General features: G+C 65.1%; 24 protein-coding genes and 1 riboswitch. Of the genes, 3 read left to right on the top strand and 21 right to left on the bottom strand.

Features of this window, described 5'->3' with window-relative positions; all coding sequences use genetic code 11:
- Positions 1-149: 149 nt before the first annotated feature.
- Entirely contained in the window at positions 150-1,532 is a 1,383-nt protein-coding gene (locus ACM42_RS12640) for a peptidoglycan DD-metalloendopeptidase family protein (protein WP_271528225.1), read from the bottom strand.
- A 108-nt stretch (positions 1,533-1,640) separates the two neighbouring features.
- Positions 1,641-2,291: a protein-L-isoaspartate(D-aspartate) O-methyltransferase gene (locus ACM42_RS12635; protein ID WP_271528224.1), complete on the bottom strand. Its 651-nt coding sequence runs from the start codon at positions 2,289-2,291 to the stop codon at positions 1,641-1,643.
- A 227-nt stretch (positions 2,292-2,518) separates the two neighbouring features.
- On the opposite strand from ACM42_RS12635, the gene ACM42_RS12630 reads away from it, so the two are divergent.
- On the top strand, positions 2,519-2,890 hold the full coding sequence (locus ACM42_RS12630) for a response regulator (RefSeq protein WP_271528223.1): 372 nt from the start codon (positions 2,519-2,521) through the stop codon (positions 2,888-2,890).
- Positions 2,891-2,892: 2 nt separating this feature from the next.
- On the opposite strand, the gene surE is transcribed toward ACM42_RS12630, so the two are convergent.
- From surE to ACM42_RS12570, 12 genes are all read right to left on the bottom strand, one after another.
- Positions 2,893-3,660, bottom strand: a complete 768-nt coding sequence (gene surE, locus ACM42_RS12625) for a 5'/3'-nucleotidase SurE (protein WP_271528222.1) — start codon at positions 3,658-3,660, stop codon at positions 2,893-2,895.
- Positions 3,661-3,766: 106 nt separating this feature from the next.
- On the bottom strand, positions 3,767-4,129 hold the full coding sequence (locus ACM42_RS12620; protein ID WP_271528221.1) for a hypothetical protein: 363 nt from the start codon (positions 4,127-4,129) through the stop codon (positions 3,767-3,769).
- Between the two features lie 120 nt (positions 4,130-4,249).
- The gene (gene serS / locus ACM42_RS12615; RefSeq protein ID WP_271528220.1) at positions 4,250-5,581 is read right to left on the bottom strand and encodes a serine--tRNA ligase; all 1,332 of its coding nucleotides are present in this window, start codon (positions 5,579-5,581) and stop codon (positions 4,250-4,252) included.
- A 137-nt stretch (positions 5,582-5,718) separates the two neighbouring features.
- Positions 5,719-6,531, bottom strand: a complete 813-nt coding sequence (tatC, locus tag ACM42_RS12610; RefSeq protein WP_028179494.1) for a twin-arginine translocase subunit TatC — start codon at positions 6,529-6,531, stop codon at positions 5,719-5,721.
- Entirely contained in the window at positions 6,528-7,031 is a 504-nt protein-coding gene (gene tatB / locus ACM42_RS12605) for a Sec-independent protein translocase protein TatB (RefSeq protein WP_271528218.1), read from the bottom strand. The genes tatC and tatB overlap by 4 nt, the downstream gene beginning before the upstream one ends.
- An 87-nt stretch (positions 7,032-7,118) precedes the next feature.
- A complete protein-coding gene (locus ACM42_RS12600; protein ID WP_018317874.1) occupies positions 7,119-7,352 on the bottom strand; it encodes a twin-arginine translocase TatA/TatE family subunit in 234 nt (77 codons plus the stop codon).
- Between the two features lie 164 nt (positions 7,353-7,516).
- Positions 7,517-8,269, bottom strand: a complete 753-nt coding sequence (gene scpB, locus ACM42_RS12595; protein ID WP_271528217.1) for an SMC-Scp complex subunit ScpB — start codon at positions 8,267-8,269, stop codon at positions 7,517-7,519.
- Between the two features lie 21 nt (positions 8,270-8,290).
- Positions 8,291-9,130: a segregation and condensation protein A gene (locus tag ACM42_RS12590; RefSeq protein WP_028179491.1), complete on the bottom strand. Its 840-nt coding sequence runs from the start codon at positions 9,128-9,130 to the stop codon at positions 8,291-8,293.
- On the bottom strand, positions 9,127-10,155 hold the full coding sequence (gene nagZ, locus ACM42_RS12585; protein ID WP_271528216.1) for a beta-N-acetylhexosaminidase: 1,029 nt from the start codon (positions 10,153-10,155) through the stop codon (positions 9,127-9,129). The genes ACM42_RS12590 and nagZ overlap by 4 nt, the downstream gene beginning before the upstream one ends.
- Before the next feature lie 46 nt (positions 10,156-10,201).
- Positions 10,202-11,779 (bottom strand): SPOR domain-containing protein, encoded by a 1,578-nt coding sequence (locus ACM42_RS12580; RefSeq protein ID WP_271528214.1) that lies wholly within the window; start codon positions 11,777-11,779, stop codon positions 10,202-10,204.
- A gap of 141 nt (positions 11,780-11,920) precedes the next feature.
- Complete coding sequence (gene argS, locus ACM42_RS12575; protein ID WP_271528213.1) at positions 11,921-13,711, bottom strand: arginine--tRNA ligase; 1,791 nt, start codon at positions 13,709-13,711, stop codon at positions 11,921-11,923.
- 9 nt (positions 13,712-13,720) lie between these two features.
- Positions 13,721-14,917, bottom strand: coding sequence for a deoxyguanosinetriphosphate triphosphohydrolase (locus ACM42_RS12570; protein WP_271528212.1), 1,197 nt, complete (start codon positions 14,915-14,917; stop codon positions 13,721-13,723).
- A gap of 122 nt (positions 14,918-15,039) precedes the next feature.
- On the opposite strand from ACM42_RS12570, the gene erpA reads away from it, so the two are divergent.
- Entirely contained in the window at positions 15,040-15,369 is a 330-nt protein-coding gene (erpA, locus tag ACM42_RS12565) for an iron-sulfur cluster insertion protein ErpA (protein WP_024342679.1), read from the top strand.
- Positions 15,370-15,373: 4 nt separating this feature from the next.
- On the opposite strand, the gene ACM42_RS12560 is transcribed toward erpA, so the two are convergent.
- On the bottom strand, positions 15,374-17,704 hold the full coding sequence (locus ACM42_RS12560; RefSeq protein WP_271528211.1) for an ATP-binding protein: 2,331 nt from the start codon (positions 17,702-17,704) through the stop codon (positions 15,374-15,376).
- Between the two features lie 133 nt (positions 17,705-17,837).
- On the opposite strand from ACM42_RS12560, the gene xth reads away from it, so the two are divergent.
- The gene (xth, locus tag ACM42_RS12555) at positions 17,838-18,635 is read left to right on the top strand and encodes an exodeoxyribonuclease III (protein ID WP_035679920.1); all 798 of its coding nucleotides are present in this window, start codon (positions 17,838-17,840) and stop codon (positions 18,633-18,635) included.
- Positions 18,636-18,691: 56 nt separating this feature from the next.
- Here xth and ACM42_RS12550 read toward each other — a convergent pair whose 3' ends face one another.
- The 6 genes from ACM42_RS12550 to ACM42_RS12525 form a co-directional block, all read right to left on the bottom strand.
- The gene (locus ACM42_RS12550; RefSeq protein WP_028182307.1) at positions 18,692-19,519 is read right to left on the bottom strand and encodes a tetratricopeptide repeat protein; all 828 of its coding nucleotides are present in this window, start codon (positions 19,517-19,519) and stop codon (positions 18,692-18,694) included.
- On the bottom strand, positions 19,506-21,227 hold the full coding sequence (ilvD, locus tag ACM42_RS12545) for a dihydroxy-acid dehydratase (RefSeq protein WP_028182308.1): 1,722 nt from the start codon (positions 21,225-21,227) through the stop codon (positions 19,506-19,508). Before ilvD ends, ACM42_RS12550 begins: the two co-directional genes overlap by 14 nt.
- A 1,474-nt stretch (positions 21,228-22,701) precedes the next feature.
- A complete protein-coding gene (locus ACM42_RS12540) occupies positions 22,702-23,283 on the bottom strand; it encodes a hypothetical protein (protein ID WP_271528208.1) in 582 nt (193 codons plus the stop codon).
- A 61-nt stretch (positions 23,284-23,344) separates the two neighbouring features.
- Positions 23,345-25,573, bottom strand: coding sequence for a TonB-dependent receptor (locus ACM42_RS12535; RefSeq protein ID WP_271528207.1), 2,229 nt, complete (start codon positions 25,571-25,573; stop codon positions 23,345-23,347).
- Between the two features lie 114 nt (positions 25,574-25,687).
- A riboswitch (cobalamin riboswitch) is annotated at positions 25,688-25,901 on the bottom strand.
- A gap of 71 nt (positions 25,902-25,972) precedes the next feature.
- Positions 25,973-26,230 (bottom strand): hypothetical protein, encoded by a 258-nt coding sequence (locus ACM42_RS12530; RefSeq protein ID WP_271528206.1) that lies wholly within the window; start codon positions 26,228-26,230, stop codon positions 25,973-25,975.
- 267 nt (positions 26,231-26,497) lie between these two features.
- A complete protein-coding gene (locus tag ACM42_RS12525) occupies positions 26,498-26,710 on the bottom strand; it encodes a hypothetical protein (RefSeq protein ID WP_271528205.1) in 213 nt (70 codons plus the stop codon).
- Positions 26,711-26,768 lie beyond the last annotated feature (58 nt).

The following is a 26,768-nucleotide window of genomic DNA, read 5'->3' as shown; positions in this document are numbered from 1 at the left end:
CAACTGTCATTCCCCGCGCACGCGGGGAATCCAGTACGCCGCGGCTTATCGGCTCAACAACTGGCGTCTCTGGAATACTGGATCGTCCGCCTTCGCGGACGATGACAGCGTGTTTTTGGCGAGGGTGTGCCCGACCGAAGCGCTGCGCCTCACGCCCCGTTCAGGAATTGAAGCGGGTCAACCGGGCTCGATCCCTTGCGGATCTCGAAGTGGAGCTGCGGCGACGCCACCTCCCCGGATTGACCCGACTTGGCAATGACCTGGCCGCGCTTGATGGTGTCGCCGCGCTTCACCAACAGCTCACTCGCATGGGCATATGCGGTGACGTAGCCGTTGGAGTGCCGAACCAGGACCAGATTGCCGTAACCTTTCAGCTCGTTGCCGGAATAGGCGACGACGCCGTCTTCAGCCGCCTTGACCGGCGTCCCTTCGGGCACCGCGAGATTGATGCCGTCATTGGCCTTGCCATTGGTCTTGGCGCCGTAGCTCGTGACCACCTTGCCGCGGACCGGCCAGCGGAAGGTCGGCAGCGCGCCGGTGGCCTCCGCGGCCTTCGCCGGCGTCTCAGCGGGTTTCTCTTCGACATTGGCTGTCGCCTGGGCCAGGCGCGCGCTCTGCACCGGCGCGGCCGCCGCCATCTTGGTGGCAGGCGCGGGAGCAGCCGCGACGGGCTGGAGCGTCCCCGCAACGGGCGCAGCTGTGGCCGGAGCCGCAGGCGCCGCGACGGCGGCAGTCTTGGCACCGGGCACAGTCAGCCTGGTGCCGAGCTTGAGTTTTGCAGACGGATCGAGGCCGTTGGCACGGGCGAGTTCAGCCGCTGAGATGTGGTTCTTCCGGGCAATGCTGGCGAGCGTGTCGCCGCGATTGACGAAATGGGTGCTCGACGGCGCAATCATGGCCGCGACCGGCTTGGCCGCGGGCGCTGCCGCAACGGGCGCCATCGCCGGCACGGGCGCCGGCGCAGCGGCCGTCGCCGGATGCGGGATGATCAGCTGCTGGCCGGGCGAGAGCGCGCGCGGCCCCTTGTAGCCGTTGGCGGCAAGGATCGCCTGCGGCGTGACGCGATAGCGCTTGGCCAGCACGTCCAGCGTATCGCTGGTACCGACGATGATCTTGGTCCCGCCGGCCGGCTGGGCGGCCGCAACCGAGCGCGGCGGCACGGTGGCCGTGGTCTCGAGATGCGGCTGCGCCGGAGGCGCATAGGAGCCGACGCCGCGTCCGCCACCGGACACTCCCCCACCCGACGCGACGGGATAGGATTGCGGCGCGGACACTGCCGGCGGCGGCAAGGGCTGCGACTGATAATGGCCGGACTGCGTCTGCGGGCGCGCATATTGCGGCAGCTCACGCTGCTGCGGCGGCGCCTGCTGCACCGATCCCGTGGATTCCGAGGCGAAGGGATTGGAGAAATTCGTCTGGGACAGCCGCGACGACATGTCGGCGCTGCACCCTGCAAAGCTGAAGGAGATCAGCGCCAGCGCCGCGACCTGCGGCACGCGGCGCGAGTAAAGCAACTCGGCGACAGCGGACATGGTTACTCACTCGTACGCAACAGAACTGGTGTTTTAAGTAAACACCTGCCGAGTAAATAACGGCTTAACCCTCCCAATAAGGTGTTGGCGGCACAGCCGATCCGGGTTCTACAGTTCCCGCGCCACCCCGGGCAGTGCCGGCACGAAGCGGACCTCGACGAGTTCCTTGCGCTCGATCCCGGTTTCGGTGCGGGTCAAGCGGGTCAGCGTCTGTACGCCCTGATGCGGTCCGACGGGGGCGATCAGGATACCCCCGACCTCCAGCCGCTCGATCAGGTTCTCCGGAATCTGCTCCAGCGCGGCGGTGACGATGATGCGATCGAACGGACCGATATTGGGAGGCAGATTGAGACCGTCGCCGAGCATCACCTCGACATTGTGACAATCGAGCTTTTCGAGTCGCGCGCGTGCCGTGTCGGCGAGCTTGCGATAGCGCTCGACGGTCAGCACCTGGCCGGCGAGCCGCGACAGCACGGCAGCCTGGTAGCCAGACCCGGTGCCGATTTCGAGCACCCGGTGCTGCTTTTTGAGCTGGAGCTGCTCGGTCATGTACGCGACGACGAAGGGCTGGCTGATGGTCTGCCCGCAGGCGATCGGCAGTGCGCTGTCACGATAGGCGCCGTCGCGATCGGCGCCCTCGACGAAAAGCTCGCGCGGCACCTCTTCCATGGTCCTCAGCACGGCCTGATCGCTGATGCCCCGGCGCCTCAGCGTCAGCTGAAACATCATCTTTTCCGGCGGGTGCTGATGGGACGTCATAGCTGCTGTTGCTCATCTCGTCTGGCGCATCGCGTACTGCACCGCAAGAACCCGAGACGAGAATCTTGTTCCGGCTCAGGAACTCATGATAGCCTTTCGGCGCATCATTTGACCACAACCGGGCTTTCAAAGCGCTAAGCCGTTTGCGGGTTTGCGTTCGCCGAAACGCGCATTGCGTCCCCTATCGTTATCTGCGAACGTTCACGAGAATGGGCAAGGACTCACCTATGACTGCGACAGGGCTTTCGGGCCGCTCTGTTTTCCTCGTCGAGGACGAGGTCATGATCAGAATGATGGTCGCGGACATGCTGGAGGAGCTCGGCTACAAGGTTGCCGCCGAAGCGGGCGACATCACCGAGGCCATGCGGCTTGCGCAATCCACCGAGTTCGACCTCGCCATTCTGGACGTTAACGTCAACGGCAAGGTCATCTCGCCAGTGGCCGATGTCATCATGGCGAAGGGCTGCCCGTTCATCTTCGCCACCGGTTACGGCTCTTCCGGCCTGCCCGAACAATACCGCGACCGGCCGTCGCTGCAAAAGCCGTTTCAGCTCGATGCACTCGGCAAGACCATCGAAGCCGCGCTTCGCGGCGGCTAGCCCTATTTCAGCGTGAGGCTCAGCTCTTCCGAAAACGCCTCGTTGGTGCGATCGAGCCTGAGCGGCGTGACGGAAACGTAGCGCTCGCGCAGCGCGGCGAGATCGGTGCCGTCGGCGGGCGTATCCATCATCGCGGTGCGCTCGAAGCCGATCCAGAAATAGGGATTGCCGCGGCCATCCCTGCGCTCGTCGATCTTGAGGAAGCCGAGATTGCGCTTGCCCTGGCGCGTGACGCGGACGCCCAGCACATCCTCGGGCGCACAGGACGGGAAGTTGACGTTGATGACGGTGTCTTTGGGAACGCCGGCAGCGATCACCTTGCGCAGAATGTCGGGTCCGAATTTGCGCGCGGTGTCCCACGGCAGCCGTTCACGGGTCTCGACACTGAATTCCTGCGACAGTGCGAATGACGGCAGGCCCAGGATGGTGCCCTCCAGCGCGCCGGCAATGGTGCCGGAATAGACCACGTCCTCGGCGACGTTGCGGCCCTTGTTGACGCCGGACAGCACGACATCAGGCAGCTTGGCACCCAGGATATGGCGGGCCCCCATGATGACGCAGTCCGTCGGCGTGCCGCGCACGGCAAAGTGCCGCGGGCCGACCTCGCGCAGGCGCAGGGGATCGTTCAGCGACAGCGAATGCGACACGCCAGACTGGTCGAGCTCGGGCGCCACGACCCAGACGTCGTCCGACAAGGCGCGCGCGATCTCCTCCACGACCTTGAGGCCGGGAGCATGGATGCCGTCGTCATTGGTGCAGAGAATGCGCATGCGAGAGGTCGATTCCGAAAAACCGTTTGATCTGTCATATCCGGCCATGGCCCATCAGGCAAACCGGCTGATCAGGGCCCCGGCAGCAGGTTCCCGGCCTGTTCCGCTAGCGCCGAATGCGCCATTGCGGCAGGAAACGCGCGAGCCGGCCCTCGGCACGCATTTGCATCGCCGGCACGACTGAATTCACGACGGGAGCCTCGATCACCCCGAGCGCCTCCAGCTGCGCGACGAACGGGTCAGGTGTCGGCGCCTGCGGAAACCGTTCGCGTGCCACCGTCAGCGCCTTGTCGAAGTCGGCAGCATTGACTCCGGGCTTGGCCCGTCGGCTCTGCACGAGATCGTCGTCCCAGAGCCGCACGATCTCGATGTCCAGGACGCCGCGGAGACGCTGATCGATGGCCTGGATCCCGGCACCTGTCACCGCCCATTGTCTGCCGATCCAGAAGATGTCGCGGTGCAAGGGCATGAAGGGTGGGATCGCGCTGAGGGGGCCGGCAGGATAGCCGGCCGTCCGATCTTCGCAACGCGATTCTCGTCATGCCGCGTTTTCGGACGCGAACCGGTGCCCACTTCGCGGGAAAACGCTTTAGTCGCGCGCGATCACCTTCAGCCCGCCCATATAGGGCTGGAGCACGCCGGGGACCGCGATCGAGCCGTCCTCCTGCTGATAGGTCTCCATCACGGCGATCAGCGCGCGGCCGACCGCGGTGCCGGAGCCGTTCAGCGTGTGCACGAAGCGCGGCTTGCCATCCGGCCCGCGCGAGCGCGCATCCATGCGGCGCGCCTGGAAGTCGCCGCAGACCGAGCAGCTCGAGATCTCGCGGAACATGCCGCCGTCGCCCTGCCCGGGCATCCAGACCTCGATGTCATAGGTCTTCTGCGACGAGAAACCCATATCTCCTGCGCAGAGCGTCATCACGCGATAGTGCAGGTCGAGTTTCTGCAGCACCTGCTCGGCGCAGGACAGCATCCGCTCCAGCTCGTCCTTGCTGGTTTCCTGCGTGGTGATCGAGACCAGCTCGACCTTGGTGAACTGATGCTGGCGGATCATGCCACGGGTGTCGCGCCCCGCAGCGCCCGCCTCGGCGCGGAAGCACGGCGTCAGCGCGGTGAGGCGCATCGGCAATTGCTTCTCGTCGAGAATGGACTCGCGCGCGAGATTGGTGAGCGACACCTCCGCGGTGGGGATCAGACCGAGGCGCTCGGTCTTCAACCGCTCGTGGTCGGGCGAGGCGAGCAGCTCGCCCTTGATCGCCCAGAACTGGTCGTCCTCGAATTTCGGCAGTTGCCCGGTGCCGAACATCACCTCGTTGCGCACCAAGAGCGGCGGATTGATCTCGGTGTAGCCGTGCTCGGTCGTGTGCAGGTCGAGCATGAACTGGCCGATGGCGCGTTCGAGTCGCGCCAGCCCCTTCTTCAGCACGACGAAGCGCGCGCCGGAGAGTTTGGCCGCCGCCTCGAAATCCATATAGCCGAGCGCGGTACCGAGATCGTCATGCAGTTTTGGCGCAAAGCTGTAGTTGCGCTTGTTGCCGAACACATGGTGCTGGACGTTGCCGTGCTCGTCGACGCCGTCAGGCACTTCGTCGAACGGAATGTTCGGGATCGCCGACAGCTCTTTCGTCAGCTCCTCGTCGGCGGCCCTGGCGGCGGCTTCGAGCTGCGGCATCGTGGTCTTGAGCTCGGCGACCTCAGCCATCAGCTTGGCCGCCCGCGCCTCGTCCTTGGCCTTCTTGGCGTCGCCGATCTCCTTCGAAGCCGCATTGCGCCGCGCCTGCGCCTGCTCGGAAGCGAGGATCGCCGCACGCCGCCTCTCGTCGATCGCCAGCAGCGAGGCAGACATCGGCTTCAAACCGCGCCGCGCGAGGCCGGCGTCGAAGGCTTGCGGATTGTCGCGGATCGATTTGATGTCGTGCATGGCTGTTTTCCCGTCATGGCCGGGTTTATCCCGGCCATCCACGTGTCTGCCGCCTTAGATCAAGTCGTGGATGCCCGGGTCAAGCCCGGGCATGACGAATCATGGGCTGAGCAGTGCGATGATAAAGCGAAAGTGCCCTACTCCGCCGGATTGGCCGGCGTCGACACGTCGGTGCCGGTGGCGGCCTGCGAAGCCGCTGCCTTCTTCTCCACCATCCCCACCGCGATGATCGAGCCCTCGTAGAGCGCCATCAACGGAATGGCCAGGGAGCACTGGCTGAGCACGTCGGGCGGTGTCAGCACGGCCGCGATGACGAAGGCAATCACGATGAAATAGCGGCGCTTCTCGCGCAGCATCTTCGAGGTGACGATGCCGATCCGCCCGAGCAGCGTCAGGATCACCGGAAGCTGGAAGGCGATGCCGAAGGCGAAGATCAGCGACATCATCAGCGACAGATATTCGCCGACCTTGGGCAGGAGCTGAATCTGCGCGGTCTCGTCGCTGCCGGCCTGCTGCATGCCGAGCGAGAAGCGGACCAGCATCGGCAGCACGACGAAATAGACCAGCGCCGCGCCGAGCACGAAGAAGAACGGGGTGGCGACCAGATACGGCAGGAAGGCCTGCTTCTCGTGCTTGTAGAGGCCGGGCGCGACAAACTTGTAGATCTGCGTCGCCACGATCGGGAACGAGATGAAGCCGGCGCCGAACAGCGCGAGCTTCAGCTGAGTGATGAAATATTCCAGCAGCGCCGTGTAGATGAACTTGGAGTTCTCGGGCCCTGCGACCCACACGAACGGCCAGACCAGAACGTTGTAGATCTGCTTCGCAAAGAAGAAGCAGAAGATGAAGGCAATGCCAAAGCCGAGCAGCGCCTTGATCAGCCGCGAGCGCAGCTCGATCAGATGGTCCATCAGCGGGGCTTTGCTGGCCTCGATATCGGCGTCGGTCATGACGCTTTGGCGTCCTTGATCGCCTCGGATGGCGCGGTGTCCTGCGCAACCGGTGCCGGTTCGACGTCGCGGGTGATCGCGAGCGGCTCGTTCGTAGCCGCATGCGCTTCGGCTTCCATGAAGGTCGCAGGCGTCGGCGCTTCCGGTGCCGTCGGTGTGACGGGCGGATCGATGGCGGTGGCGGCAGGCGTCTCGGCCGGCTTGTCCAGCGCATCGACGCGGAGCGCGTCGCTGACATCCTTCTGCAGCGAGGTCAGCGGATTGTTGCTGGTAAAGCCGGTGGCGGCTTCCTTGACCTCGTCAAAGCTCTTCTTGAGGTCGGCCATCTCGGCCTCGCGCATCGCTTCCTGGAACTGGCCCTGGAACTCCGCGGCCATCTTGCGGGCCTTGCCCATCCATTGCCCAACCATGCGCAACACGCCCGGCAGCTCTTTCGGGCCGATGGCGATCAGGGCCACGACCCCGATCAGGACCAGTTCACTCCACCCGATGTCGAACATGAGGTCTTCCGTTCACGCCAGCCGGAGCCGGCCCAATCCTCGCGCGCAGGATCGGGGCCGCTACCCGTGTCTCGCGTGCTCTCTGGCTCAGACGGCCTTGCTGCCGACGTCGGACCGTGCGGCGGTCGGCGCACCATTGTGCTCGATCGACTTGGCCGGCTCGGGCTTCTCGGCGGGCTTGTCGTCGTCCTGCATGCCCTTCTTGAAGGCCTTGATGCCCTGCGCCACGTCGCCCATCAGATCCGAAATCTTGCCGCGGCCGAACAGCAGCAGGACCACTGCGATCACCAAGATCCAGTGCCAAATGCTGAGTGAACCCATCCTGCAACCCTCCAAACGCGCATGGCCGGGGACCCGGCCGATCTTCACCGAAACCTAGGCTTGGCAGGTCTCAAAAACAAGGACCAAGGCAGCGCCAATTCGCTGTCGGCACTACGCAATCTTGCTAGTGTTAACTGGTCGCAGGGCCCGTAGGCGGACGGGCATCACGCCTCGGTGCCGCCTTCGCTGCCACCCTCATTGCCGCCTTCCGGCGTCTCGGGCTCAACCGCAGGCGCCAGCGCGAGATCGAGGTCCTCGCCCGGTTCCAGCGGATCCTCGTCCTCGCGCAGAGCCGGGTCGTCGGACGGCGTCGGCACGCTAAATCCGGTTGGCAGGCGCGAATCCAGCAGGCCAGTGCCCTTCAGCTCTTCGAGACCCGGCAGGTCACCCAGTTGTTCCAGGGTGAACTGCGACAGGAATTCCTCGGTGGTTCCGAAGGTCAAGGGACGGCCGGGCGTCTTGCGACGGCCACGCGGCTTGATCCAGCCGGTCTCCAGCAGCACGTCGAGCGTGCCCTTTGATGTCACGACACCGCGGATCTCCTCGATCTCGGCACGTGTCACGGGCTGGTGATAGGCGATGATTGCCAGCACCTCGATCGCCGCACGCGACAGGCGGCGGGTCTCGGTGGTCTCCCGCGTCATCAGCCAGGCGAGGTCGCCGGCCGTGCGGAATGTCCACTTGTTGGCGACACGCACGAGGTTGACGCCGCGCGAGGCATAATCCGCCTGGAGCTGCTCAAGCGCGGACTTCACGTCCACGCCCTCGGGCATGCGCTTGGCCAGCGTCGCGGTATCCAGCGGTTCACTCGATGCGAACAGCAGCGCTTCAAGCAGCCGCAATTCTTCGGGACGTGCCTGGGATTCGTTCTCCATCGGCTCGGCCTCTTCTACCCGCACTTCAGCCAGGCTTGCCATGGCAGATTCTCCTTCTTGCACTTAAGCGACCGGCGCGTCGGGCGCAGGAGCTGCGTCCGGGACCGGTTTTGGGCGCCCCTTCCGGAAATAGATCGGCGCAAACGCCTCTTTCTGGTTCAGCTCGAGCTGCCCTTCGCGCACCAACTCGAGCGCGGCGGCAAAGCTCGAGGCGAACACCGTTGCCCGCTGCGTCGGATCGGCGACATGCCGGATCAGAAAATCGTCGAGCACGCCCCAGTCGTCCTGTTCGTTGAGGCTGCCGACCAGCCGCTCCAGCGTGGCACGCGCCTCGGCGAGCGACCACACCGTGCGCTTGGCCAGATGCACGCTCGCCAGCACGCGCGACTGGCGCTGTGCGGCATAGGCGGTGAGCAGGTCGTACAGCGTCGCGGTATATTTCGGATGCTTGATCTCGGCGATCTGCTCGGGCTCGCCGCGCGGGAAGATGTCGCGCTGCAATTGCGGCCTGTTCATGAGCCGGTTGGCGGCTTCGCGTATGGCTTCCAGCCGGCGCAGGCGGTTGGCGAGCGCCGTCGCCATCTGCTCCGCGCTCGGGCCTTCCGCACTCGGCGGCTCCGGCAGCAGCAGGCGCGACTTCAGAAAGGCAAGCCAGGCCGCCATGACGAGGTAGTCGGCGGCGAGCTCGAGCCGGATCTTCCGCGCGGCCTCGATGAAGTGGAGGTACTGGTCGGCCAGCGCCAGGATCGAAATCTTGGCGAGGTCGACCTTCTGCTGCCGCGCCAATGCGAGCAAGAGGTCGAGCGGGCCCTCATAGCCCTCGACGTCCACCACCAACGCCGGCTCACCCTCGGCGAGCTCTGCGGGCCGCCCGGTTTCGAACGATAGGATTTCTGCGGTCATGCCGATGCCGTGTTTGCCCGTGCGATCAATGCGTCCAACTCCGCGCGCGCGGCCGCCCGGTCGAATGGCTGCGGCGGCTTGCGTGCGGCGAGCGCGGCTTTCGCCCGCTCCAATGCCCTGCCCGACAATTCAGGTGTCCGGCTGGCGACGTCGCGCATCTCCTCGATGTTGCCGTTGCAATGCAGGGCAACGTCGCAGCCGGCCGCGAAGATGGCGCGGGTCCGCTCGGCGATATTCCCCGACAGCGCGTTCATCGACACGTCATCACTCATTAACAAACCCTGGAACCCGATTGCGCCGCGAATCACGTCAGCAATCATTGTCGCAGATGTCGTCGCCGGATGGGCGGGGTCGACCGCGCTAAACACAACATGTGCAGTCATGGCCATCGGCAGATTCGCGAGTGACTTGAACGCGGCGAAATCGGTCCGCTCCAGCTCGTCCCGCGGCGTGTCGACCGTCGGCAGCTTGAAATGAGTATCGGCGGTGGCACGGCCATGACCGGGAATGTGCTTGAGAACCGGCAGGACACCGCCCTGCTCCAGGCCCTCGGTGACCGCACGGGCAATCGCCGCGACCTTGCCCGGATGAGTGCCATAGGCCCGGTTCCCGATGACGGCGTCGGCACCCGGCACGGGCACATCGGCCAGCGGCAGGCAATCCACGGTGATGCCGAGATCAGCGAGATCGGCTGCGATCAGGCGGGCGCTGAGGCGCGCCGCGGTGAGCCCAAGCGCCGAATCAGTGTCGTATAAGGTCGCGAATACGGCGCCCGGCGGATAGACCGGCCAGTGCGGCGGGCCCAGCCGCTGCACCCGTCCGCCCTCCTGATCGATCAGGACCGGAGCATCCGGAGCATTGGCAGCTGCCCGCAATTCCGCAACCAATGCAGTAACTTGGGCCGGTGTCGCGACGTTGCGCTTGAAGAGGATGAAGCCCCATGGGCGTTCGGCACGGATAAACTCCCGCTCGGCGGCGGTCAGTTCCGTTCCGGATACGCCGGTAATGAAGGCCCGCGTGCTCATAACGGCCGATTAACCCTGCCCCGCGAGGGGGTCAAGGAAACGGCCGTTAATTCCTCTGGATGAAGCAGGACGGCAGGCCGGCAGCCTTCAGGCTGTTGCAGGCCTGCGTCGCCTCCTCGGCCGAAGCGTAGGGACCGGCGAAGGCGCGATAGACGATCCCCTTGCCCTTGTCGGTCAGATCGACCCGCTTGATCACCGGCGAACGGGAGCCGAGCACGCTGCCGTACTTGCTCTGAAGCACTCGGTAGGACGCCGCGGCGCTGTCTTCGCTTTGCTGCGAAGACACCTGCACGATGTAGCCGCCACCGTTGCTGGCGGGGGCGATTTGCGTCGGGTTGGTGGCAGCCATCCGGTGCGCAGGCTCGGCCGTCGGTCCCGACTGCGGCGAGAGCGAAAGGGGCTGGTTGAGGCTGGCATTTGCCGAGGTCGGCGAATTGTGCGGCGCCGCCGTCGCAGCGGGCGCGGCAACAGGCTTGGGCGCGGCGATCGTCGGCTTGGCGGCGGCCGATTGCGGCGCAGCGCTGTCGGTCTGGTCGCCCTTTACGGCGACGGTCCGGATCGGGCGCGGCGAATTGCTCGGCAACGTCCCATTGCTCGGGACCCCCGTGCTTGGCGGCGGAACCGAGGATGGCGAGACGCTGGCCACCGACGGCGGGTTCGCATTCTGGTTCAGTGGCGGGAACACGACACGGGGACCGCCCGCCTTGGCGTTGACGTCGACGGGCGCCTCCTCGCGCGGCACGATCTTTTCTGTGCCATCGCCGCTGGCCATACGGTCCGGCACCTTGGCCGAGGAGTCCGTCGGCGCCGGCACGATCTTGGTCGGCGTGTTGTCGGCCTTGATGATCGGGGGCTCGCCGCTGCGGGGCGAGCCGATATAGGTCTTGTAGGCGAAGGCCGCACCGGTGCCGACCACGGCGAGCGCGAGGATCGCCGCGACCGTCATCATGCCGCCGCGCTGCTTCTTCGGCTCTTCGATTTCGGCGTCGTCGGGGTAGTCGCTTTGGAACGCGTAAGGATCGTCCGGATATGCGGGATCGCGCTGATAGTCCTGCTCGCCTGTCTCCAGCCGGCCGTAGAGCGCGTCGTCGTAGCGCGACGGATCGGGCTGCGCGTACGGCTCCGGCTCGGTCTGATCCTGGTAAGCCTGGCCGTGCTGCTGGTAGGCCTGACCTTGATATGCCTGATCCTGATATGGACCATCCTGATAGGCTTGAGCCTGATGAACATCAGGCTCCGGCATGGCAGGCTTGGCCGAATAGCGATGCAGCGGATGAACCGGGCTGACGGAGACGGGATAGTCGGGCTCTGGCGCGGGCGCCGGCTGCACGTTGGCGCGTCGCATCCATGAGGGCGGCCCGGGCGGCGGCGGGGCTTGCTCGGTGTAATCCTGTTGATCATCGTCCTGTTGATCATCGTTCTGGCGATAATCGTCTGGACGACTGCTCCGGGCCGGCGCTGCCGGCGGGCGCGCGGTCGGCCGGCCCTGCGCTGCAAACGGATCGGTTTGTCCGATCAGACGGGCGAGCTCGGCCAAGGGATCATTTTCCGCCTTCCCATGCTGATCGCCACCGCGACCATAGTCGTCGGAAGGAAACGGTCTGTCCTGATATCGTTCGGCCATCGTAATGATGCGTCCCTTCGGGAAAGCCGCGCGCCCCTCGACCAAGGCGCGGCTTTCGACCCACAAGGCTTTCAACCAAGTCTAAGCGATCCGGCTTCTGCCGGTTACCCCCCGAGTTCCCCTTAAGTAGTTCGCCCCAAACTACCGCATCTCGTCCGGGGCATGGACGCCGAGGATGGCGAGGCCCGATGCCAGGACCGAGACGACGCCCTGGACCATGGCCAGTCGCGCCTTTGTAAGATCTGCATCATTATTGATAATGAAGCGTAAATAGGGCAAATCACGCCCCTTCGTCCAAAGTGCGTGAAATTCGCTCGCTAACTCATAGAGATAAAAGGCAATTCGGTGCGGCTCGTGGGCCGCGGCGGCGGCCTCGAGCATGCGCGGATAAATTGCGAGGCGCTTGAGAAGATCGAGTTCGACCGGGTCCGACAGCCGCTCCACGGCCGACTCACTGAGCCAGGCGATCCGTTTGCCGGTATCCTCGGGCAGTTCCGGAAACACCTCGGCGCGCGCGTTGCGGAAGATCGAGTGGCCGCGGGCGTGACCGTACTGGACGTAGAACACCGGATTGTCGCGCGACTGTTCCATGACCTTGGCGAGGTCGAAGTCGAGCACCGCGTCGTTCTTCCGGTAGAGCATCATGAAGCGGACGGCGTCCTGACCGACCTCATCCACCACCTCCCGCAAGGTGACGAAGTCCCCGCTTCGCTTCGACATTTTAACCGGCTCGCCGTTGCGCAAGAGCTTCACGAGCTGAACGATCTTGACGTCGAGCGCACCCTTTCCGGAGGTGGTCGCCTTTACCGCCGCCTGCATGCGCTTGATGTAGCCGCCATGGTCGGCGCCCCAGACGTCGATCATTTCGGCGAAGCCGCGGTCGAACTTGTTCTTGTGGTAGGCGATGTCGGAGGCAAAGTAGGTGTAGGAATTGTCCGACTTGATCAGGGGACGATCGACGTCGTCGCCGTAGGCGGTCGCCTTGAACAGCAGCTGCTCGCGGTCTTCCCAATCCTCGACCGGTGCGCCCTTCGGCGGCGGCAGGCGACCTTCGTAGATGTCGCCCTTGGCGCGCAGGAAATCGATGGTCTCGGCGACCTTGTTGTTACCCGCCTCGATCAGCGAGCGCTCGGAGAAGAACACGTCATGACGGATGTTGAGGGCGGCGAGATCGTCCTTGATCTCGTCCATCATCATCGCGATCGCCTTGGCACGCACGGTCGGCAGCCACGAGGCCTCGCTTATTGAGAGAAGCTTGTCGCCGTGCTCCTTCGCCAGCGCCTCACCCACCGGCTTGAGGTAGTCGCCGGGATAGAGCCCTTCGGGAATGGCACCGATGTCCTCGCCGAGCGCTTCGCGATACCTCAGGAACGCGGAACGTGCGAGCACGTCGACCTGAGCGCCGGCATCGTTGATGTAGTACTCGCGCGTGACGTCGTGGCCGGCGAACTGGAGCAGGCTCGCCAGTGCGTCGCCGAACACGGCACCACGGCAATGGCCGACATGCATCGGCCCGGTCGGATTGGCCGAGACGTATTCGACATTGACCTTGGAGCCGCCGCGGATGCGGCCGTAATCGGCGCCTTCGCGCAGCACGGTCCGCAGCGCCTCGGCCCAGGCGGCCGGCTTCAGTGTCAGGTTGATAAAGCCGGGGCCCGCGACATCGACCTTGGCGATCAGCGCGTCCGCACGGAGCCGCTCGGCGATCTGCTCGGCGAGGTCGCGCGGCTTTGCCTTTGCCTCTTTCGCAAGCACCATGGCAGCGTTGGTCGCCATGTCGCCATGGGAGGCGTCGCGCGGCGGCTCGACCACCACGCGCGAGAAATCGATGCCCTCCGGCCAGCTGGCGTCCGCCGCAAGCGCGCGGCAGGCGGCGTGCACGCGCGCGAGCACGTCGGCGAACAGATGCAGGGATGAGGATGTCTGGGGCATGGCCGCCGCCTAACGCAAATCCGGGGTCGAGTCAAAGAGCCGCTGGTGCTCGGTCAGTGCGAAGCGATCCGTCATTCCGGCTATGAAATTGCCGATCCGCCGGGCGCGGTCGCCCTCGTCGTCCGCCTCCGCCCCCAGCAGCCATTCCGGCGGCAGCTCGCCGGGGGATTTCAGGTATTTTGCGAACAGGTCGAACAGGATCCGCTCCGCCTCGCCCATCACCCGCATCACCCGCTTGTGGCGGTACATGTGCTGGTACAGGAAGGCCTTGATGGCGGCCTCTTCCTCCGCGACCTCGGTGGGGAACGCGATCAGCGCCCGGCTCTGCTGCCGCACCTCCTGAGCCGATTGCGGCTTGGTGGCGGCGAGGTTCTTCTGTGCCTCCGCAAACACCGCCCCGATCAGGTGCGAGATCAGCTCGCGCACCAGTTCGGCGCCGCGCCGGACGTCTTCAAGGTCGGGATAATGCGCAGCGATCCCGGCGATGATCTCCGCGGTCAGCGGCATCACCTTGAGATCGTCGAGGTGAAACAGGCCGGCGCGCAGGCCGTCGTCGATGTCGTGCGCGTCATAGGCGATGTCGTCGGCGATCGCGGCGACCTGCGCCTCCAGTGAGGCGAAGCTCCACAGTTCGAGGTCGTAGGTCTTGATGTAGTCGGCGATGCCGACGGGAATGCCGTGCTCGCGATAGCGCCCGACCGGAGCGCCGCTGCGGTCGGTCAGCGGACCGTTGTGCTTGACGATGCCCTCCAGCGATTCCCAGGTCAGGTTGAGCCCGTCGAACTCGGGATAGCGGTGTTCGAGCGAAGCGACGACGCGGAGCGTCTGGGCGTTGTGGTCGAAGCCGCCGAATTCCTTCAGGCAGGCGTCCAGGGCCCGTTCGCCGGCATGCCCGAACGGCGGATGACCGAGATCGTGGGCGAGCGCGAGGGTTTCAGTGAGGTCCTCATCCAGCCCGAGCTGCCGGGCCAGCGCGCGGGCGATCTGCGCCACCTCCAGCGAATGGGTCAGCCGGGTGCGGTAATGGTCGCCTTCATGGAACACGAACACCTGGGTCTTGTACTTCAGGCGGCGGAAGGCGGTGGAATGGATCACCCGGTCGCAATCCCGCCGGAACGGGCTGCGGGTTCGGCTCGGGGGTTCGGCGACCAGCCGGCCACGGCTGCGATCGGGATCGCAGGCATAGGGCGCGCGGGGGGCTGCCATTCCGACGGACACGGCGAATTTAGTCCCTATCCATTTGATTCTGCGTATGGTGGCACTTAACTATGTCGGGCGCGGGATACCAAATGAATTGGGTATGACTGCGGGACTATCGGAGACGAACGATGACGACTGCCGTGACCATCAGCGACCGGGCCGCACGCCGGATTGGGGAGATCCTCAAGGGCGAAGGTTCTGGCGCGATGCTGCGCATCTCCGTCGAGGGCGGCGGCTGCTCCGGCTTCCAGTACAAGTTCGACATCGACCGTGCCCGCACCGACGACGATCTCGTGATCGAGCAGGACAATGCGGTGGTGCTGGTCGATTCCGCCTCCCAGCCCTTCCTGGCGGGATCGCAGGTCGATTTCGTCGACGATCTGATCGGCGCCTCGTTCCGCGTCAACAATCCCAATGCCACAGCGTCCTGCGGCTGCGGGACCAGCTTCTCGGTCTGACCGGCTACGCGCCCGTTATCTGCCTTTCCTCCTCCGTCCACTCCACCTCGACCGGCGTCAGGTCCGGCTGGAGCGGTGCGTCCTCCGACATGACATGGCCGTTCAGCGCACGCAGGAGTGCCGCGACCAGCGCCGGCTTGCGCAGCGGCTTGGCGAGGAAGTCCGACATACCGGCCTCGCGGCAGACCTTGATGTCCTCGGGGAAGGCATTGGCGGTGAGCGCGATGATCGGCAAAGCTTCGAGGCGTCCGCCTTGCGCGCGGATCGTGCGGGTGGCCGCAAGTCCATCCATGTCGGGCATGCGCACGTCCATCAGCACGACGTCGTAATTGCCCTCGGATGCCGCCGCGACGGCCTCGGCGCCGTCGGCGACGACGCGCAGCTCGACGTCGAAGGATCCCAACATCTTGCTCACGACCATGCGGTTGACGGCATCGTCCTCCGCGACCAGCACCTTCAGCGGCCGGTCGAGGCCGGCAATGCGGGCTTTGAGATCGTCGGCCTCGTCGCGGCCGCCTGCCTGATCGGACGTCTGCGCCTGGCTCCAGGGCAGCACCAGCGTGAAACGGAAGGTCGAGCCTTGGCCCGGCGTCGAGGTGACTCCGATGGTGCCGCCCATCTGCTCGATGATGCGCCGTGAGATCGCAAGGCCGAGGCCGGTGCCGCCGAAGCGACGGCTGATCGAGGCATCGGCTTGCGCGAAGTCGCTGAAGAGCTGGCCGAGCTTTTCGGGGGCGATGCCGATGCCGCTGTCGGTCACCGTCCATTCGACGGTCGCCAACAGATCGCGTCGCGCCTGGCAGGTGACCGAAATCGTCACCTCCCCCTGGTCGGTGAACTTCACCGCATTGGACGCGAGGTTGAGCAGCACCTGGCGGATGCGTGCGACGTCGCCGCGCAGGGTCGGCGGCAGGTTCGGATCGAGTTCGACCTTGACCGTCAACCCCCTGTTCTTGGCGCTCGCGCGAATGACGGTCGCGACAGCCTCGACCAGCGCCTGCGGGGCGAAGTCGATCGCCTCGAAGGTGAAGCGCCCGGCCTCGAGCTTGGACAAGTCCAGAATGTCGTTGAGGATGCGCTGGAGATTGTCGCCGGAGTCGCGGATCGTGGTGACCGCCTCGCGCTGCTCCGCATCGAGCTGGGTTTCGAGCAGCATGCTGGCGAGCCCGAGCACGCCGTTCATCGGCGTGCGGATCTCGTGGCTCATCACCGCCAGAAAGTCCGACTTGGCGCGGCTCTCGGCCTCCGCCTTTTCCGCGCGCCAACGCTCGGTCACGTCGCGCCCGAAGCCGCGATAGCCGAGGAAATGTCCCTCGCGATCATAGGCGGGCTTCGCCGTCAGCGACCACAGCCGCGCCTCGCCGCCGGCAACGACCTTGAGGTTCATCTCGTGCAACGGCTCGTTCTGCTCCATCAGGCCGACAACGTTGTAGGCTGCACTCTTGTCCTCCGGGCAGAGCATGTCGAGCACGTCGGCGAAATGCGATCCCTTCAGCAGCGGAAGCGGCAGCTGCGCTACGTCCGCGAAGCGTTGGGGCACGTCGATCAGATGCCCGTCGGCGTCGGTCTGCCACAGCCAGTCGCTGGCGTTCTCCTGAAAGTCCTTCAGCAGCAGCGAGATGATCTCGGTCTGGCGCTCGAGCTCGAGCTGGGCCTTGAGATTGCCGAGGAACAGATTGCCCTGCGAGACGATGTTGCGCGCCATGAAGAATGCGAACAGCAGCAGGAACACCGAGGTCACGAGATAGGGCCCGGTCCCGCACAGCAGCAGCGCGCCGGCGCAGGCGACGGTCATGGTCGCGAGATAGATGAGGCCCGCACGCGGAAAGGTCGAGAGCGTGAAGGCGCCGCCCGACATCATGCCGACCATCAGGCAGGCCAGGATGAGCTGACTGGTCGGCTCGATGCGGCTGAACAGCGCGAGCGGCAGCGTGCCCCAGATCGCGGCGAGGAAGAATGCCTGCCGCAGCATCTGGCGCGCCGCGCGGGGCGAAGCCTCTTGCGGCGGGTTCTGATGCGACCGTTGCCAGGAACGCACCGCGAGCGAGGCGGTGACGGCGAGCGTCAGGCCCCAGATCGCGAGGAAGTCGTTCCAGCCCCTGCCCCAGAACAGGATCAGCACGATGGCGACGTTCAGCATCGTCACCGCCATCGTCACCGGCATCAGCCGCGTCACGGCGTCGATCTGCTTGGCGCGGATGCGGCGGATCTCGCGCTCGCTGAGATCGGCTGTCAGGCCGTCCTCGATCTCGAAGCCGCCGAGCCAATACAGGAATGCGCCGATCAGGCCGTCACGCGGTTCAGTTCGCTTCATCGACTTGTCCGGCCAACCCATCCGCGGAACCTTTCGACGATCAATGGCCCGCCGCCTGCTTAGACCGGGTTAATTTTGTGGGAGATTTTGCGGCGTCCTTGACGGGCGCGTTTGCAGTTTGTTCTAACCATGGCCCCGCCCGGAGCCCCTCCCTATGTCCATCAGAGTAGCCACCTGGAACGTGAACTCGGTCCGGCAGCGGATCGATCTCCTGCTGACCTGGCTGAAGGAGTGCCAGCCCGACATCGTCTGCCTCCAGGAGATCAAATGCGTCGACGAGGCCTTTCCGCGGCTGGAGATCGAGGCGCTGGGCTACAACGTCGTCACCCATGGGCAGAAGACGTTCAACGGCGTCGCCCTGCTCTCGAAGCTGCGATTCGACGAGACCAAGTCGGGGCTCGCCGGCGACGACGAGGATACGCATGCCCGCTTCCTCGAGGGCGTGGTCACGCTCAAGCGCGGGGTGCTGCGCATCGCCTGCCTTTACCTTCCCAATGGCAACCCGGTCGGGAGCGACAAATATCCCTACAAGCTCAAATGGATGTCCCGGCTTCTTGAATATTCGAAGGAGCGCCTCAAGGCTGAGGAGCCGCTGATCCTCGCGGGCGACTTCAACGTCATCCCGCATGCCCGCGACGTGCACAATCCGGCCGCCTGGACCGAGGACGCCCTGTTCAAGACGGAGACGCGCGAAAGCTTCCAGTCCCTGCTCGGCCTCGGCCTGACCGACGCCTTGCGCGCCGTCACCGATGAGCCCGGGCTCTACACCTTCTGGGACTACCAGGCCGGGGCCTGGCAGAAGAACCAGGGCCTGCGGATCGACCACCTGCTGCTGTCGCCACAGGCCAGCGACCGGCTCGCCAATGTCGGCATCGACAGCTATGTGCGCGGCTGGGAGAAGCCGTCGGACCACGTGCCGGTGTGGGCGGATCTGGATCTCGACGCGGCGTGAGCGCCGATCAGGTGGTGGGCACGGTGCCAGGGCGCCTTTGCCTATCCCACGGGAACCTAGTCCCGGCGGCCCTGCACCCACTGCTCCAGCATTTGCAGGCACATGGCGCGGTCGTCATCGGAGGCCTTGGCGAAGGCGCGGTTGTAGCTTTCCTTGATCCAGGTCTCCTCGGCGCCGGCGCTGTCGCGCGCCAGGGTCAGCCACATCAGGCCGCGCGCGGCCTGGCGCGGCAGGCGGTCGCCGTTGAACAGCATCTGGCCGAGCAGCGCCTGTGCCTGGTGCTGGCCCTTCTGCGCGGCGAGGCCGAGCCAGCGCGCGCCATAGCGGAAATCCTCGCGAGAGGCGTCGGGGGTCTTCAGGTACAGCCGCGCGAGATCGTATTGCGCGTCGGCATTGCCGAAATAGGAGGCCGCATAGGAGAACATCTCCCGCGCCCGCTCCGGGTCCGACTTGATCTTCGAGTTCGGGATGCCGCTGAGATAATAGCGGCCGAGCGCGACGAAGGCGTTGGCCACGATCTGCGCCTGCGGCGCCGACGGGCTGTCCTCGGCATGCGCGTTGGCGATCCGGCTGAAATATTCGAAGGCACGCAAATCGTCCTGGGCGACACCGTCGCCGTTGGCGTACATGCGGCCGAGCTTCCACTGCGCGATGGGGTGGCCACCCTCGGCGGCATATTGCAGCGCGCTGAGCGAGGTTTCCTGGGGTGCGACTGCCGGCGGAACCTTGGTGCGCACAGCACCCGCGGCGCCGGGCAAGGTGGTCACGACCGGGATGGCCGCGTCCTTTGGGTTGACCGGCGCGCCGTCGAAGGCGAGCGCCGGCGCGGCCAGCGCAGCCGCCCCCAACACAAACGCAACTATGGCACGCCTAGATGTCCGCATAGCACTGTTTCTCGTGCGCCCCGCCCGGATGGGTTACCGCCCCACCAACCGCCGGTCCGACCTGCTGCGCATATTTCCAGAGCACACCCGACGTATGATTAGTCGCGCGAGCGCTCCATTTGGTCTTGCGCTGGGCGAGCTCGGCGTCGCTCAATTTTACGTTAAGGGTACCGGCGACCGCGTCGATCTCGATGATGTCGCCGTCCTCGAGCAGCCCGATCGGGCCGCCGACCGCCGCCTCCGGCCCGACATGGCCGATGCAGAAGCCGCGGGTGGCGCCGGAGAAGCGGCCGTCGGTGATGAGCGCGATCTTGCCGCCCATGCCCTGGCCGGTCAGCGCAGCTGTGGTCTGGAGCATTTCCCGCATGCCGGGGCCGCCCTTCGGCCCCTCGTAGCGGATCACGATGACTTCGCCTTCGCGGTAGGTGCGGTTCTGGACCGCCTCGAACGCATCCTCCTCACGGTCGAAGCACCTGGCCGGACCGGTAAACCTGAGGTTGGACATTCCCGCGACTTTCACGATCGCACCTTCTGGCGCCAAATTGCCCTTCAGACCGACCACACCGCCTGTCACGGTGATGGGCTTGTCTGCCGGGTGCACCACGTCCTGGTGCGGATTCCATTTCACGCTCTTGAGGTTTTCGGCGATCGTGCGGCCCGTGACGGTAAGGCAATCACCGTGCAGGAAGCCATTGTCGAGCAGCGTCTTCATCAGAAGCGGTATGCCACCTACTTCAAACATGTCTTTGGCGACATAACGGCCGCCTGGCTTCAAATCCGCGACATAAGGTGTCTTTTTGAAGATTTCAGCGACGTCGAACAGGTCGAACTTGATGCCGACCTCGTGCGCGATCGCCGGTAGGTGCAACGCAGCATTGGTCGAGCCGCCGGACGCCGCAACAACGGCAGCCGCATTCTCCAGCGCCTTGCGGGTGACGATGTCGCGCGGCCGGATGTTCTGGGCGATCAGGTCCATCACCTTCTCGCCCGCGGTCATGCAGAACGCGTCGCGAATTTCGTAGGGTGCCGGGGCACCGGCCGAGTACGGCAAAGCGAGGCCGATCGCCTCGGAGACGGTCGCCATGGTGTTGGCGGTGAACTGGGCGCCGCAAGCGCCCGCCGACGGACAGGCCACACGCTCGATCTCGTCGAGGTCCTCGTCCGACATGGCGCCGACCGAGTGCTTGCCGACCGCCTCGAACATGTCCTGCACGGTGACCTGCTGCCCGCGGAAATTGCCGGGCAGGATCGAGCCGCCATAGATGAAGATCGAGGGCACGTTGAGGCGGACCATCGCCATCATCATGCCTGGCAGCGACTTGTCGCAGCCGGCAAGGCCGACCAGCGCGTCATAGGCGTGACCGCGCACCGTCAGCTCGACCGAGTCGGCGATGCATTCCCGCGACGGCAGCGAGGAGCGCATGCCGTCATGGCCCATGGCGATGCCATCGGTGACGGTGATGGTGCAGAATTCGCGCGGCGTGCCGCCGGCCGACGCCACGCCCTTCTTCACCGCCTGGGCCTGGCGCATCAGCGCGATGTTGCAGGGAGCGGCCTCGTTCCAGCAGGAGGCGACACCGACGAAAGGCTGGTGGATCTGATCGGTGGTCAGACCCATGGCGTAGAAATAGGACCGATGGGGCGCACGCGCAGGGCCTTCCGTCACGTGACGGCTCGGCAGCCTCTGCTTGTCAATCTTTGCGACCATCGCAACCAGTTTCCCCGGCCAACCCTTTCAGACCCGAAAAATCAGAGCCAAGATTTGAATCGACCTTGGGATTTTCTCGTCGCCTTCGAAGACCGCCACTGCCCTTAAAACACTAGAGTGATTTTATTCATGTTCGGGTGTGGCCAAAAAGCGGCGACGATGCGAACCGCCGCTGATGAGGGTTAAATCCGGCGTGAGTGTTGCGGAGGCACAACAATCGTGGCGTGGAAGACACGGACAAGACTACTTTGATACCTCCACTAAGGGGGCCATCTGGCAACTTCAGATTTTGCGACGGATGCAGTGCGCCCTTTCTGCCAGCTAGAACAACGCATCATCGCGGCTGAGTCGGCTTGGGCATAGGCAGCCAATCTGCCGCTCGTGTCCCGGACAAGCTGCAACGTGCAGGCGTTGCGGCGCAGAGCCGGGACCCAGGGCCACAGTACGACACAGCGACATGGGCCCCGGCTCTGCAGCGCACCGTCGAAGGGACGCTGCGCTGCGTCTGGGGCACGAGAGTGGAGTATGGCGCACGTTCTCTCCGCCTCGTCATTGCGAGGAGTTCTTGCGACGAAGCAATCCAGACTGCCGCTGTGGAACGATTCTGGATTGCTTCCGCCTTCGCCGAAGGCTTCGGCGGACAAGTCGCTGCGCTCGCAATGACGGAGCAAGGGGCGGCATCGCAGCCTCTACGCGCATCTGAAATCGTAGACATGCCTTCGCGTTCTCGCGGCTGAACTCGCCCGAGCTTTGCTTCGTCGTTCCACCCTCTTGAGCCAAGAGGGCGCAGGGAAGGCCGGGTGCCGGCTCGCACCCGCGGTCTGCTGCGCATAGAGCACACGCAGAAAACCGCACAGCAGCATACAGGTGAAGCCCAACACACGGCCTTCCCTGCGCGATGGTCGGACGGCTTATGCCGCGCTCTCCCGGGAGCCGAGTTCGTTCTGGCCTCCCTCACCCCTGCGAAATCCACCGGCGCCGCGCTGGTTGACGCGACTGCCGCCTCCGCAAGAGCTTGACCGTAGCAACGACGGCCAGGACCACACGGTTTTGCCGTACGCGCGGTTCGTTGGCGCCACAGGGTTCGACGGCGTTGTGCACTTTGCCGCCGAAATGCTGGCACGACGAACCTGACAGCGCCGCTCGTCCGCACGCAGTTTCGGGCTCACGGAGAGCAATCCGCCCTGCCCTTCACCTCTCGTGCACGACGCTGCCGCGTCCACCGCAAAGCCCGGCTCGCGACAATGACGACCACATGGTCGCCCCTCAAGGATGAGCCGGGATGGGCAACACATACGACAAATCCGAATTTCGGTAAAGCGGAATATTTCCGCGCTGACGGATTGACAGAAGGGCGACACAGGCGCGGCGACGCAACCCGGATGGAGCGTAAGCGCAATCCGGAGAAATGACGCGCTACGGAACGAGTTGCCCCGGATTTCGCTGTGCTCCATCCGGGCTACGAGAGGACTGCTCAGGCCGACATCACGCCCTTGCGCCCGAACGGATCGAACAGGCGCACGACCTCGCAGACGGCGACCAGGCCGGCGAGCCAGGCGACATTGGTCAGCCCGATGCGCGTGACGATGGCGGCGGTGAAGGCGGCCTCTCCGCCCAGGAACGGCGTTGCGGCGAGCAGCGCGAGCTCGTAGGCCGCATAGGCGGCGACGAGCGTGAGCGCCAGCATCAGCGGCGTGCGGCCCTGCGGCAGCCTGCGGAGCACGGCCGCCGCCGCCGCCGTCGCCAGCAGCGCAGCCGCGCCGATGACGAAACCCCAGGCGATGGTGCTGCCATCGATGGGATAGTGCAGCGCGCCGAAACCGATGCTCTGGTTCACGAGCCAGGCTCCGGTGACGACGAGCAGCGCCGGACGCAGCGGCAGCATTGCAGCCGCGACGACGGCGAAGGCCGCGAACGGCGTCGCACAGGCGAACGCAAAACTTGCGAGCGCGCATGAAACCGTCAGCAGCGCGAAGCCGAACATCGGCGCGAGACGCGGCGTCACCGGATGGAGGCGGGAACCGTCGCCGTCGGACGGCAGGATGTCGAGAGCCATAAGTGATCTCCTTCTCTTCGAGTTCTAGTCCATTTGGGGGCCTGTGACAGCCCCATTGAAATCAAAACGTGGCGCCGGCCTTGAGCAGATAGGTGCGACCGGGCAGCGGATAGGCGCTGAAGCGACCGTCCGTGAAGGCGCTTGCGACGGCGTAGTCGTAGTAAAGCGCGTTGAGCACATTGCTGACGCTGAGCGACCAGAAGTAGCGCTCATATTGGCCGCTGAGCTTGAGGTCGATCGTGCCGTTGGCGGGAATCGGCTTCTGGGTTCCGGCCTGGTCGTTGTCCATGCGACGCTCGCTCCAGAAGCGCGCGGTGGCGTCCAGCACCAGATAGTTCTGGCAGATTTTCCAGGTGAGGCCCGCACTCGCGGTGTAGCGCGACACCAGCGGCACGTCGTTGCCCGCCCAGACGCCTTCGCGGAAGACGGCCCGTGTATAGGCCATGCCGGAACGCACCAGCAGGGCGTCGTTGATCCGATAGGAGACACTGGTCTCCGAACCGTAGCGGCGGGTCGGATCCAGATTGGTGTTGTAGAACAGGATCGGATTGAAATGGATCTCGTTGGCGAGGTCCATCAGATAGAGGCTGCTCTGCATCTGCAGTCCGCCTCCTCTGATGCGCAGCCCGCCCTCGATATCCTGCGACGTCTGGGTCTTGAGCTGGAACGTTTGCGGGAGCGGATTGAAGAACGGGTCGAATGAAGGGCCTGACGACACCCGCTCGTCGACATCAGGCGTGCGGAAGGCGCGCGCAACGCGGCCGAACAGCGCGACGGTGTCATTGAGACGATGCTCCGCACCGAGGTGTAGCGCATATTGCGTCTCGTCGGTCCTGAGCGGGAGCGCGCCGATGTCGGCGTTGAACGGAGCGGCCGGGTCGAAATTGTCACGTGCCGAGAGATTGGTGTTCTGCACCCGGACGCCGTAGGAGATATCGGTCGTTGGCGCGACGCCGAGCGTGTGCTGGATATAGCCCGCAACCGTCCGCTGCCTGAGATCGTAATTGTGCCAGGGAGCGAGACCCTGGCCGGCGCCGCGGTTCTGCTGAAAGCTCGCATCGTAGTAGTCGACGCCGGTCAGCACTTGCGAGGGCATTCCGAAGAGCAGGCTCTTCACGCTGAGCCGCGGCGTAATCGACCATGTCGTAAGGTCAGCATCGACATAGGTCGACGTGAAGAAAGCCGGAACCGGCGCCGGGCTCGAGAAAAATGCGCTCTGCTGCTTCTTGTCGCGCACGCCGCCGTCGACGATGAGATCGACGCCGTTGACAAGAGTTTTCGTGAAGCCCGCGGTCGCGCCAAAACCCTGCTGATTGGCGTAGTTGAAGGGCGTGCTGGTCCCTCGCCGGTTGGTCGCGAGCTCGTCGACGCCGATGGAGGGATCGACGGTGCGGCCGCCCGGCAGTCGCAACTCCTGATTGTCAGCGGTGACGGTCAGGAAGGCGGTCAAGCCCGGCGTCGTGTAGTTCAGATTGCCGACGCCGTTCTCCTGCGAATAGCGATTGTTGTCGCGATAGCCGTCGGTCCTGACGGCATTGCCGTAGAACGAGGTCGACCACGGACCGGAATTGATCGCGGCCGAGACGTTGCCGAGCCTGGTATTGAATGAGCCGAAACCGGCCTCGATGCGCGCTGTCACGGGCGGGCCGCCCACGCCATTCTTGGTGACGATGTTGATGACGCCGCCAACCGCATTGTCACCATACAGCACCGCACCGGAATTGCCGCGCGTGATCTCGATGCGCTCGATGGCATTGAGCGGGATGGTGGAGAGGTCCACCTGGGCCATATCGATGTCGTTCAGCCGCCGTCCGTTGACCAGCACCAGCGTGTTGGCCGTGGCGAAGGCACCGAAGCCGCGCAGGTCGACACTGGTCTTGGCACCGATCGGGCCGCCATAGAACGTCGTGATCTGGGCGCCCGGCACTTGCGTCGCGATGATCTCGGCCAGCGTCTGCGACGGCGCATGAGCGATGTCCGCGGCCGTGATGACGGTCGTGGCCGCGCCGACGATACCGCCATTGCCGGCGGCGGCCTCATTGCCCGAGCCGGACGAGCCGGTCCCACTCGGCGCCCCGTCCGGCGCCGTTCGGCGCCGCCCCGCCTCGCCATCGCCGATCGCCCTGGCACGCGTACGGTTCTGATCGTCGGATCTGGTCACTTCAACCGGTGGCAGCTGCTCGGCGACGGACTGCTGGGCGTGGGCGATGGAGGGATCGAGCGAATACAGCGAAACGGCCGCAACGATGCCGGCGCAGCGGCGCCTGGCGGCAGTGACAATACGGGACACAATTGTAACCTCGGCATGACGTCAGTGGCACGTCACAGCGAACGAGGCTTTACGGCGGAGCGATCGATTGCTCCGGTGAAGCTAATGTCTGTACTCCCCGACCGACATCTTCGCGTGTGACCACGGCTGACGGCAGGTCTCCTGGCTCGCGGGTCGTTACCTCTGCGTCGCCTTCCCAGGACCGAGATTCCCAGTGGCATAGGACGAGAGATTCACCGCTTACAGTTGCGGGGGCAGCCATGGCATTGAGAAGATCCCGGCCTTGGGACATCTCGCACCACATTCCCTTTTGATCTCCATGGGGAGAACCGTCGGCGGCCAATCTACGGGGCGCCCAGGCCGGGAGTCAATCGACCGGTGGGCCGGCTTCAAAGCGAATCGAACAATGCCCTGCGCCGCCTACGTTCGTCCTCGCGGGCGCTGGGCCTGAGCCCAGGCGACAGCGACATCGCGCGGCGGAACGTCGAGGCGCTTGATCGGCATCAGCTCGCCGGAGGCCGAGACGATCGCGGTCTCTTCGCGCCGGCAGCGCGTGCAGACGAAACGGACCTCATGCGGGGATGCCGACCAGCTTGAACGCTTCACGTTGGCGGCCATCGGCCAGGCATCGCAATGCGAGCACGACACCAGGAACCGGCCGGGATCGAGCATACCCATTCCATCGGACTCCGCGTCCTGCCCACTGCTTCCAATGACTATCCTATGTAAATCGTTCCGGTGCCTCGGCACCGTCAACGCCACGTTCGCTGGAAGCCTGCGCGTTGCTCGCCGTTCCCACGAGACCTCCGGCGTTGTCGATTTCAAAGCTTGCGAATTTCATCCGATGTCCCCCTGCTCCGATCGACCCTATCAGGTCGAGACGGCGGGGGCGATGGGGGCCGGGGATGCGCGGTTGCGAGCCCTTGCAGGCAGAAGGCAATTTGCTCAGCGAGCCCCCTTGAGGGTGCAGGAGGTCGTGCAGGTGACCGTGGTGCCGCGATCGCACGATCTGCAGGCGTTGACGCACTGGTTCATGTCGCGTGGATTGTAGCTGTAGTTTCGTATCGGACAGGTCGACGTCGTCGAGCCGGTGATGTCCCGCTCCTGGTCGCAGGCCGCCGTCATGAGCGCGCATATGATCACGGCAACGAGGCGCATGGGACTTGCCCTGTCAGGCATGGCACGATGACACTCGCGAGGTGCGCTGCATTGCAAC

The organism is Bradyrhizobium sp. CCBAU 25338 (assembly GCF_028128965.1).
In the GTDB taxonomy this organism is placed as follows: Bacteria; Pseudomonadota; Alphaproteobacteria; order Rhizobiales; family Xanthobacteraceae; genus Bradyrhizobium; species Bradyrhizobium liaoningense.
This window is presented reverse-complemented; position numbering and strand designations above follow the sequence as displayed.

Bases quoted from the DNA above. Each gene is read 5' to 3' on its own strand.
- serS (WP_271528220.1), bottom strand. From the start codon at position 5,581: ATGCACGACATCAAATCGATCCGCGACAATCCGCAAGCCTTCGACGCC.
- ACM42_RS12525 (WP_271528205.1), bottom strand. From the start codon at position 26,710: ATGCGCCTCGTTGCCGTGATCATATGCGCGCTCATGACGGCGGCCTGC.
- ACM42_RS12620 (WP_271528221.1), bottom strand. From the start codon at position 4,129: ATGCCCTTGCACCGCGACATCTTCTGGATCGGCAGACAATGGGCGGTG.
- ACM42_RS12630 (WP_271528223.1), top strand. From the start codon at position 2,519: ATGACTGCGACAGGGCTTTCGGGCCGCTCTGTTTTCCTCGTCGAGGAC.
- ACM42_RS12570 (WP_271528212.1), bottom strand. From the start codon at position 14,917: ATGGCAGCCCCCCGCGCGCCCTATGCCTGCGATCCCGATCGCAGCCGT.
- ilvD (WP_028182308.1), bottom strand. From the start codon at position 21,227: ATGGTCGCAAAGATTGACAAGCAGAGGCTGCCGAGCCGTCACGTGACG.
- ACM42_RS12550 (WP_028182307.1), bottom strand. From the start codon at position 19,519: ATGCGGACATCTAGGCGTGCCATAGTTGCGTTTGTGTTGGGGGCGGCT.
- erpA (WP_024342679.1), top strand. From the start codon at position 15,040: ATGACGACTGCCGTGACCATCAGCGACCGGGCCGCACGCCGGATTGGG.
- ACM42_RS12530 (WP_271528206.1), bottom strand. From the start codon at position 26,230: ATGGGTATGCTCGATCCCGGCCGGTTCCTGGTGTCGTGCTCGCATTGC.
- argS (WP_271528213.1), bottom strand. From the start codon at position 13,711: ATGCCCCAGACATCCTCATCCCTGCATCTGTTCGCCGACGTGCTCGCG.
- ACM42_RS12640 (WP_271528225.1), bottom strand. From the start codon at position 1,532: ATGTCCGCTGTCGCCGAGTTGCTTTACTCGCGCCGCGTGCCGCAGGTC.
- nagZ (WP_271528216.1), bottom strand. From the start codon at position 10,155: ATGAGCACGCGGGCCTTCATTACCGGCGTATCCGGAACGGAACTGACC.
- ACM42_RS12635 (WP_271528224.1), bottom strand. From the start codon at position 2,291: ATGACGTCCCATCAGCACCCGCCGGAAAAGATGATGTTTCAGCTGACG.
- ACM42_RS12580 (WP_271528214.1), bottom strand. From the start codon at position 11,779: ATGGCCGAACGATATCAGGACAGACCGTTTCCTTCCGACGACTATGGT.
- xth (WP_035679920.1), top strand. From the start codon at position 17,838: ATGTCCATCAGAGTAGCCACCTGGAACGTGAACTCGGTCCGGCAGCGG.
- tatC (WP_028179494.1), bottom strand. From the start codon at position 6,531: ATGACCGACGCCGATATCGAGGCCAGCAAAGCCCCGCTGATGGACCAT.
- ACM42_RS12560 (WP_271528211.1), bottom strand. From the start codon at position 17,704: ATGGGTTGGCCGGACAAGTCGATGAAGCGAACTGAACCGCGTGACGGC.
- ACM42_RS12600 (WP_018317874.1), bottom strand. From the start codon at position 7,352: ATGGGTTCACTCAGCATTTGGCACTGGATCTTGGTGATCGCAGTGGTC.
- ACM42_RS12540 (WP_271528208.1), bottom strand. From the start codon at position 23,283: ATGGCTCTCGACATCCTGCCGTCCGACGGCGACGGTTCCCGCCTCCAT.
- surE (WP_271528222.1), bottom strand. From the start codon at position 3,660: ATGCGCATTCTCTGCACCAATGACGACGGCATCCATGCTCCCGGCCTC.
- scpB (WP_271528217.1), bottom strand. From the start codon at position 8,269: ATGGCAAGCCTGGCTGAAGTGCGGGTAGAAGAGGCCGAGCCGATGGAG.
- ACM42_RS12590 (WP_028179491.1), bottom strand. From the start codon at position 9,130: ATGACCGCAGAAATCCTATCGTTCGAAACCGGGCGGCCCGCAGAGCTC.
- tatB (WP_271528218.1), bottom strand. From the start codon at position 7,031: ATGTTCGACATCGGGTGGAGTGAACTGGTCCTGATCGGGGTCGTGGCC.